The organism is Candidatus Obscuribacterales bacterium, from assembly GCA_036703605.1.
Lineage (GTDB): Bacteria > Cyanobacteriota > Cyanobacteriia > RECH01 > RECH01 > RECH01.
Genome location: DATNRH010000456.1, coordinates 1 through 8,084, shown reverse-complemented (window position 1 = coordinate 8,084; position 8,084 = coordinate 1). Strand labels below are relative to the sequence as shown.

General features: G+C 55.8%; 6 protein-coding genes. 4 read left to right on the top strand and 2 right to left on the bottom strand.

The features are described 5' to 3' along the window. Positions 1 to 233 precede the first annotated feature (233 nt). On the bottom strand, positions 234 to 671 hold the full coding sequence (locus V6D20_09650; protein ID HEY9816042.1) for a peroxiredoxin: 438 nt from the start codon (positions 669 to 671) through the stop codon (positions 234 to 236). A gap of 264 nt (positions 672 to 935) precedes the next feature. Between V6D20_09650 and map the strand changes: the two genes are divergently transcribed. Continuing rightward, positions 936 to 1,760 carry a type I methionyl aminopeptidase gene (gene map, locus V6D20_09645; protein ID HEY9816041.1) on the top strand — a complete coding sequence of 275 codons (825 nt, stop codon included), beginning with the start codon at positions 936 to 938 and terminating at the stop codon, positions 1,758 to 1,760. 224 nt (positions 1,761 to 1,984) lie between these two features. On the opposite strand, the gene purN is transcribed toward map, so the two are convergent. Continuing rightward, positions 1,985 to 2,731, bottom strand: a complete 747-nt coding sequence (purN, locus tag V6D20_09640) for a phosphoribosylglycinamide formyltransferase (GenBank protein HEY9816040.1) — start codon at positions 2,729 to 2,731, stop codon at positions 1,985 to 1,987. An 80-nt stretch (positions 2,732 to 2,811) separates the two neighbouring features. On the opposite strand from purN, the gene purL reads away from it, so the two are divergent. From purL to V6D20_09625, 3 genes are all read left to right on the top strand, one after another. Then, the gene (gene purL / locus V6D20_09635) at positions 2,812 to 5,151 is read left to right on the top strand and encodes a phosphoribosylformylglycinamidine synthase subunit PurL (GenBank protein ID HEY9816039.1); all 2,340 of its coding nucleotides are present in this window, start codon (positions 2,812 to 2,814) and stop codon (positions 5,149 to 5,151) included. Positions 5,152 to 5,410: 259 nt separating this feature from the next. Next, complete coding sequence (purF, locus tag V6D20_09630; GenBank protein HEY9816038.1) at positions 5,411 to 6,919, top strand: amidophosphoribosyltransferase; 1,509 nt, start codon at positions 5,411 to 5,413, stop codon at positions 6,917 to 6,919. 18 nt (positions 6,920 to 6,937) lie between these two features. Further along, positions 6,938 to 8,084: hypothetical protein (locus tag V6D20_09625; GenBank protein HEY9816037.1), on the top strand; the 1,147-nt coding region annotated here is incomplete at its 3' end.

The following is an 8,084-nucleotide window of genomic DNA, read 5'->3' as shown; positions in this document are numbered from 1 at the left end:
AGACGCGATTTGGAGAGTACTAGGCAACGTGACTGTACGGTCTAGGGATTGCGGTTATCTATCGGTATTGTTGTCCGCAGGTCAAACTAGATAGAAATCATGCTGCACTGAGGAAGATTCCCTTTTTTCAGCAAGCCCTAAATAGTGTTCCTGTTAAACAAGAAGGGGCGATCGCTCCTTAGCCAATCGCCCCCACATCTGTCTTATCAGTTGTTGTTCAGATAAACTGAGATCTATAGACCTAGATCAGCCAAAATATCCGTGGCGTGGGTATCGGTCTTAACGCTGGTGTAAACCTTGGTGATCATGCCATCTGTGCCGATCACATAGGTGACCCGCTTAGCATAGCCGCCGCCGTCTACATCATAGGCCTTGGTGATAGTACCCTCGGTATCAGCAAGGAGTGGGAAGGGAAGGTCAAACTTACTGGTAAAGGCTTGGTGAGAGGCTTCATTATCCGTGCTCACGCCAAATACAGCAATATTCTTACCTTGATAAGCCGTATAGTTATCGCGGAAGCTACAGGCTTCCTGGGTGCAGCCAGGGGTATCATCCTTAGGATAGAAGTAGAGCACCACATGCTTACCGGCATAGTCTGCCAGGGTAATCGTGTTGCCGTGGGTGTCTTTCACGGTGAAATCTGGAGCTTTGACGCCTTCTTGTAATGCCATAAAACGACTCAATAAACGACGTAGGTTTCAACTTGTATTTGTAACGGATTGTAACGCATATTGGCCAACTCACGGGGGCGGATGCCTGGGCTTGTGTTTATCCTGTGCGACTGGGGCAGGGGTGCGATACCTTAGGAGAAGCAGATTCCGGGACGAATCTTGCTCCTATTGGTTGGAAGATCGGTTGGGAGTACGATGGACTCTAGGTGAATCCTGCCCTGCCGCTAGTCTTAATACAGTAGTAACCCTATCCTGCGATCGCCCATGAATTTCCTCACCGACCTTCTGCCCAAGCCCGATGTCACCCCGCGTGTTCGTAAGCAGCGGGGCGTCATTATCAAGTCGCCCAATGAAATCGCCATCATGCGCCAGTCAGCGACGATTGTTGCTACCGTGCTCAAGGAAATTTCGGAACGGGTGCAGCCGGGGATGACCACGGCGGATTTGGATGCCTATGCAGAGGCGCGAATTCGGGAGATGGGCGCAACGCCAAGTTTTAAGGGCTACTACGGCTTTCCCGCATCGATCTGTGCTTGCGTCAACGATGAAGTGGTGCATGGTATTCCCAGCCGTAAGCAGGTGATTCGGGCAGGGGATGTCCTAAAGGTAGATACGGGCGCTTATTTCCAGGGTTTCCATGGCGATTCCTGTATCACCATCGGCGTGCAGCAGGTGTCGCCGGCTGCCGCTAAGCTGATTCGGGTAGCAGAAGAAACGCTCTACAAGGGCATTGAGCAGGTGAAACCGGGCAACTCTTTGCTGGATATTGCTGGCGCAATTCAGGATCATGCAGAGGCCGAAGGGTTTAAGGTAGTGGAAAACTTCACGGGGCATGGGGTAGGGCGGAATCTCCACGAGGAACCGTCGGTGTTTAATGTGCGTACCCATGATTTGCCCAACGTGAAGTTGAGGGCCGGAATGACCTTAGCCATCGAGCCTATTTTGAATGCTGGCTCGAAGTTTACCCGCACCCTAGCCGATCGCTGGACGGTGGTGACGGTGGATCGCAGTCTGTCGGCCCAGTTTGAACATACGGTGCTGGTCACCGAAAACGGCTACGAGATCCTCACCGATCGCACTCGGGTTTAACTAGCCTCCTGATGAGCTGCCCCCTCGTTTCCCCTCATCCCCCAGCCCCTTCTCCCACAAGGGGAGAAGGGGAGCAAGGAAGGTTTTCAAAGCCCCTCGCCCGCCCTGGGCGAGGGGTTTGGGGTGAGGGTCTTCGAGCCTAACGCATCCAAGCCGCATGAAACGGTGCGTTACGGCTTCGCCTAGCACCCTACAGACGAAGAGTACACCCATCGAACTTACGTTTAGATGTCCTGGCCGTTTTGCAGATTCTGCCAGGCCGCTAGGGCGATCGCTGCTGGATAGAGTCGATGTTCCTGCACCTGCACGCGAGGGTGAAGAGTGTCGGCGCTGTCGCCAGGAAGGATCGGTACGGCAGCCTGCATAATGATTGGGCCGCTGTCTACTTTCAACTCCACCCGATGCACCGTACAGCCAGCGATCGCCACTCCGGCGGCTAGGGCCTGTTCTACGGCATGGGTGCCGGGAAAGCTCGGCAGCAGACTGGGGTGAATGTTCAGGCAGCGCTGGGGAAAGGCGTCAATCAACACTTGGGTGACGCGACGCATCCAGCCCGCCATAATCAGCCAGGTGGCGTCGTAGTCTTGAAAGGTTTGAATAATGGCGCGATCTAGGTCTTCCCGCTGAGCATAGTCGCGATGGTTGTGCAACACGGCGGGAATGCCAAATTTGGCGGCGCGGTCGGCAGCCTTGGCTCCGGGATTGTTGTACACCACCACTTGGATGTGGGCGTTGAGCTGCTGGTCGGCAATGGCTTGGGCGATCGCTTCAAAATTACTGCCACTGCCGGAGGCGAGGATGCCTAGTTTTAGGGGCGGATGCTGACGTAGCCTATCGAGCATCTCGGTGGTCAGGGCTGGGGAGAGGAGGCTAGCCTGGGCGAGGCTGTCGGATTGGATCGCGTCGTTGAACATGGGACGGGTGCAGGAGTCATCGAAATTGCAGCTTAGATTACCACGCTGGGCGGTCAAGATCAGAACATCCGAAGAATCTCTAACGACACTGCCGAATGCTTATAAAATGGGAGACTGTTGCGATCGCCAAATCTCCTATGTCAGTGTCCTCCGCTCCGTTTTCCCCTGAAGAAATTGCCGCCGAAGGCATCACCCCCACTGAGTATGACGACATTGTCAGCCGCCTGGGTCGGCATCCCAATAAGGCTGAACTGGGCATGTTTGGCGTCATGTGGTCGGAACACTGCTGCTACAAAAATTCGCGGCCGCTGCTGTCCCAGTTTCCCACCACGGGCGATCGCATTTTGGTGGGCCCGGGCGAAAATGCTGGGGTGGTTGACCTTGGGGATGGCCTGCATCTGGCGTTTAAGATCGAATCCCATAACCATCCCTCGGCAGTGGAACCGTTCCAGGGAGCAGCCACCGGCGTGGGCGGCATTTTGCGGGATATTTTCACCATGGGCGCTCGCCCGCTGGCAATTTTGAACTCTCTGCGCTTTGGCGACCTCAAGGATGCCCGCACCCAGCGGTTGATGCATGGCGTGGTGGCAGGGATTGCCCACTACGGCAACTGTGTCGGGGTGCCTACGGTGGGCGGGGAAGTCTGCTTTGACCCGGCCTACACCGGCAATCCCTTGGTGAATGCCATGGCCCTGGGCTTGATGGAAACGGCCGAGATTGTCAAATCGGGAGCCATCGGTGTAGGCAATCCGGTGCTCTATGTGGGCTCCACCACGGGGCGAGATGGTATGGGCGGTGCCAGCTTTGCCAGTGCCGAACTGAGTGATGAATCGGAGAGCGATCGCCCAGCGGTACAGGTGGGGGATCCCTTTTTGGAGAAATCCCTGATTGAAGCTTGTTTAGAAGCGTTCAAAACTGGTGCGGTAGTGGCAGCCCAGGATATGGGCGCAGCGGGGCTCACCTGTTCCACAGCGGAAATGGCAGCCAAGGGCGGAGTGGGCATTGAGCTCGATTTGGATCTGATTCCCGTGCGGGAAACCGGCATGGTGCCCTACGAATATCTGCTGTCGGAATCCCAGGAACGCATGTTGTTTGTGGCGGCGAAGGGACGAGAGCAGGAACTGATCGATATTTTCCATCGCTGGGAACTGCAGGCGGTGGTAGCGGGCTCGGTGATTGCGGAGCCCATCGTGCGCATTCTCTTCCAGGGCGATGTGGCGGCGGAGATTCCGGCCACAGCGCTGTCGGACAATACCCCCATTTATCACCGGGAACTGCTGGCAACGCCGCCAGACTATGCCCGCACCGCCTGGGCCTGGCAGGAGTCTAGCCTACCTGCCTGCACCGTTCAGGGCCTGCAAACCGACTCTCCATCTTCTTGGACATCGGTGCTGCTCACCCTGCTTGATGCGCCGACGATCGCCTCCAAAAACTGGGTCTACCGCCAGTATGACCACCAGGTGCAAAACAATACGGTGCTGATGCCCGGCGGGGCAGATGCAGCGGTGGTGCGGCTACGTCCCCAAGGGGCAGAGCGATCGCCCTCCACCTACACCAAAGGCGTGGCGGCGACGGTGGACTGCAATGCCCGCTATGTGTACCTTCATCCCTACGAAGGCGCAAAGGCGGCAGTGGCCGAGGCAGCCCGCAATTTGAGCTGTGTGGGAGCAGAGCCCCTAGCGGTCACCGATAACCTCAACTTTGGCAGTCCCGAAAAGCCTATCGGCTACTGGCAACTGGCCGAGGCCTGTCGCGGTTTAGCCGAAGCCTGTCGCGTCTTTTCCACCCCGGTCACCGGCGGCAACGTCTCGCTCTACAACGAAACCTTAGATTCCCAAGGGCAACCCCAAGCCATCTATCCCACCCCGGTAGTCGGCATGGTGGGGCTGGTGGAGGATCTGGGTCGCATCTGCGGTCAGGGTTGGCGGCAGGGGGGCGATCGCATTTATCTGCTGGGCCTTGGCGTAGGTGCCGTCGCCGAAAGCCTCACCCTGGGTGGCTCTGAATATCTAGCCGTCGTGCATCACACCGTGGCCGGCTGCCCGCCAGTGGTGGACATGGAGCTCGAAAAGCGAGTACAGCAGGCCTGTCGCACGGGAATTCACCAGGGTTGGGTACACTCCGCCCATGACTGTGCAGAAGGTGGGTTGGCGATCGCCCTCGCAGAAGCCTGCATCAGCGGAGAGCGGGGGGCAGCGATCCAGCTACCGGTGGATGATACGCCAGAGCAACGCTGGGATCACATCCTGTTTGCCGAGGGAGGTGCCCGCATTCTAGTCTCGGTGGCCAACGATCAGGTGCCGGCGTGGGAAGCCTACCTGCAGGAGCAGCTTGCCGGCCACTGGCAGGTTTTAGGCAAGGTCACCGATCAGCAACAGTTGGCGATCGCTACGGAGCAAGGAACCACGGTGATTGCAGCAGATCTAGCATCCATGGACACCTGCTGGTCAACAGCGATCGCCCGCCGCCTCCAGTAAATGGCGCATCCCTAGGGCGAGAAATCCGTAGGTTGTCTGATGTATTCCCTCGGGGAATTGCGGTAACTTTACTGTTATCGTGAAGGAGATGTCGTTAAGGTTTCGTTAACTCTTGTCAGCCTCACCCACCCAATCAACCGCCTAGGCGTTGACGCCCTCGCGGGGCAACACTTAGTGATTCGGTGTCGTTGAGTTCGATTTGGGTTAGCCGCCTGCTTCGACCCCTAAACCCTTGAGCAAAAAGAGCACCCAACCTCTCATGATGCCTAACTCTGCTGACTGTTTCTCCTCCGATCTCCATTGGGATGATGACTTGCCATTGGATAAACCCGAAGAAGCCTGTGGTGTGTTTGGCATCTATGCACCGGGAGAAGATGTAGCCAAGCTAACCTATTTTGGGCTCTACGCATTACAACATCGAGGGCAAGAGTCGGCAGGCATTGCCACCTTTGATGGTTCCCAGGTCTATAGCCACAAAGACATGGGTCTGGTATCCCAGGTCTTCAACGAAGGTGTTTTGAACAAGCTGCCAGGGCATTTAGCCGTGGGACATACCCGCTACTCCACGACGGGGTCGAGCCGCATTTCCAATGCCCAGCCAGCTCTCGTGGAAACGCGTCTGGGCACCCTCGCCCTCGCCCATAACGGCAACTTGGTGAATACCGCTGACCTACGGGACGAACTCACCGATTCGGAGTTTGACATCCTCACCACCACCGACTCGGAACTGATTGCCCTAGCGATCGCCCAAGAGGTGAACCGAGGGAAGACTTGGCTAGAAGGCAGCATCAGTGCCTTTGGCCGTTGCCAGGGTGCCTTTAGTTTGACGATCGCCACCCCGGATGGCGTCATGGGCGTGCGGGATCTCAACGGCATTCGTCCTTTAGTGATTGGGCTCTTGCCTAGCGATGAACCGGATCAACCCCGTCGGTATGTACTGGCCTCTGAAACCTGCGGGCTCGATATTATTGGCGCAGAATATATCCGCGATGTAGAGCCAGGGGAAGTGGTGTGGCTGAATGAAGAAGGAATGGCGTCCTTCCATTGGGCACCCCAATCCTCGCGCAAGCTCTGCGTATTCGAGATGATTTACTTTGCCCGCCCCGATAGCATCATGCATGATGAGTCGCTCTATAGCTACCGGATGCGTTTAGGTAAGCGCCTAGCCCTAGAATCGCCAGCCGATGTAGATATTGTCATTGGTGTACCGGATTCTGGTATCCCGGCAGCGATCGGCTTTTCGCAACAGTCTGAGATTCCCTACGCCGAAGGACTGATCAAAAACCGTTATGTGGGTCGTACGTTCATTCAGCCGACCCAGTCCATGCGGGAGTCTGGCATTCGCATGAAGCTCAACCCCCTGCGGGATGTGTTAGAAGGCAAGCGGGTGCTGATGGTCGATGATTCTATCGTGCGAGGCACCACCAGCCGCAAGATTGTGAAGGCACTGCGGGATGCAGGTGCAACGGAAGTACATATGCGGATTTCCTCGCCGCCGGTGACCCATCCTTGTTTCTACGGCATTGACACCGATAGCCAAAATCAACTGATTGCCGCCACCCACTCCGTTGAGGCCATTAAGGAGCAGATTGGCGTAGACTCTCTTGCCTATCTCAGTTGGCAAGGGATGCTAGAAGAAACAAGGGAAGATACCACTAGCTTCTGTTCAGCCTGCTTTACAGGAAACTATCCCACTCCCTTATCTGAGCCAATTAAGCGCACCAAACTGCTGCTTGAACCCGTTCCGCCAACCCCAGCGTCGGTTTAGAACGGAGACGTCAGACCCATGGGTAGCCGTCCCCGCCAGTTTAAGGTACGTCTGTATGTGGCACTGGTGTTGCCGTTTATGCTGCAGGTCGTTGGAACGGTGGGGGTGGTGGGCTATTTATCGTTCCGCAATAGCCAATCTGCCGTCTATAACCTAGCTACTCAGTTGATGAGTGAGCTTACCTTGCGTATTCGCCAAGAAACGCAGCTCTATGTGGAGATGCCGTTTTTAATCAACAGCGTGAATGCGATCGCTCTCCTGCAGGAAGACATCCAGGTTGCAGATGTGCAAGGAGAGTATCTGCTCTGGCAGCAGTTTCAGGCTTTTCCCACCACCAACCTCGTCTACTGTGCCACAGAAGATGGAGCCTTTATGGGCGTGGGCTATTCCAATGAGGATCAGTCCATCCAACTGCAGGTATCTAACGCTAATACAGAATGGCTATTTGATTACTATGAGCTGGATCCCTATGGCAGCCGTGCTCGCTACAAACGACGGGGCGATCGCCCCTACGACCCACGGGTGCGCCCTTGGTACCAAATTGCCCAACAGAGGCACATGCCGACTTGGAGCGACGTTTATTTAGACTTTGATGCTTTTGTGCCGGTAATTACGGCCAGCACCCCCGTCTATGATCCCAATACACAACAACTCCTGGGGATCTGTGCGACAGACTTTTTGTTGACCGTTGAGCTCGATACCTTTCTCAATGAGCTGCAGGCGGGTCAGTCTGGCGAAACGTTTATTATTGAGCATACCGGCAACTTGGTAGCCAGTTCCATTCCCGATGATGACATCCTTATTTTGGATGAAACTAATGCCCCTGAGCGTCTCAAAGCCGTCGATGTTAGCAATGAGCTGATCCGAGAAACATCGCGGGAACTGGTGGATCGCTTTGGCGATTTCCAAACCCTCCAGGCAGGTCAATCGTTTACCCTACGCTTGGGCGATCGCGGCCGGCATTTTGTCCGGGTAGAACCCTTTCGCGATGAGCGTGGTCTAGATTGGCTGGTAGTAGTGGTGATTCCAGAGCTAGACTTCATGGATCAAATCTACGCTAGCACATGGCAAACAGCAGCCTTGAGCCTCGTGGCCCTGACCATTGCCATTATCGTGGGTTTAATCACCAGTCGATATATTGCCCAGCCGATTCTTAAGCTCAACC

Excerpts from the sequence above, each read along its gene's own strand:
- V6D20_09650 (HEY9816042.1), bottom strand. The coding sequence starts at position 671 with ATGGCATTACAAGAAGGCGTCAAAGCTCCAGATTTCACCGTGAAAGAC.
- map (HEY9816041.1), top strand. The coding sequence starts at position 936 with ATGAATTTCCTCACCGACCTTCTGCCCAAGCCCGATGTCACCCCGCGT.
- purL (HEY9816039.1), top strand. The coding sequence starts at position 2,812 with ATGTCAGTGTCCTCCGCTCCGTTTTCCCCTGAAGAAATTGCCGCCGAA.
- purF (HEY9816038.1), top strand. The coding sequence starts at position 5,411 with ATGATGCCTAACTCTGCTGACTGTTTCTCCTCCGATCTCCATTGGGAT.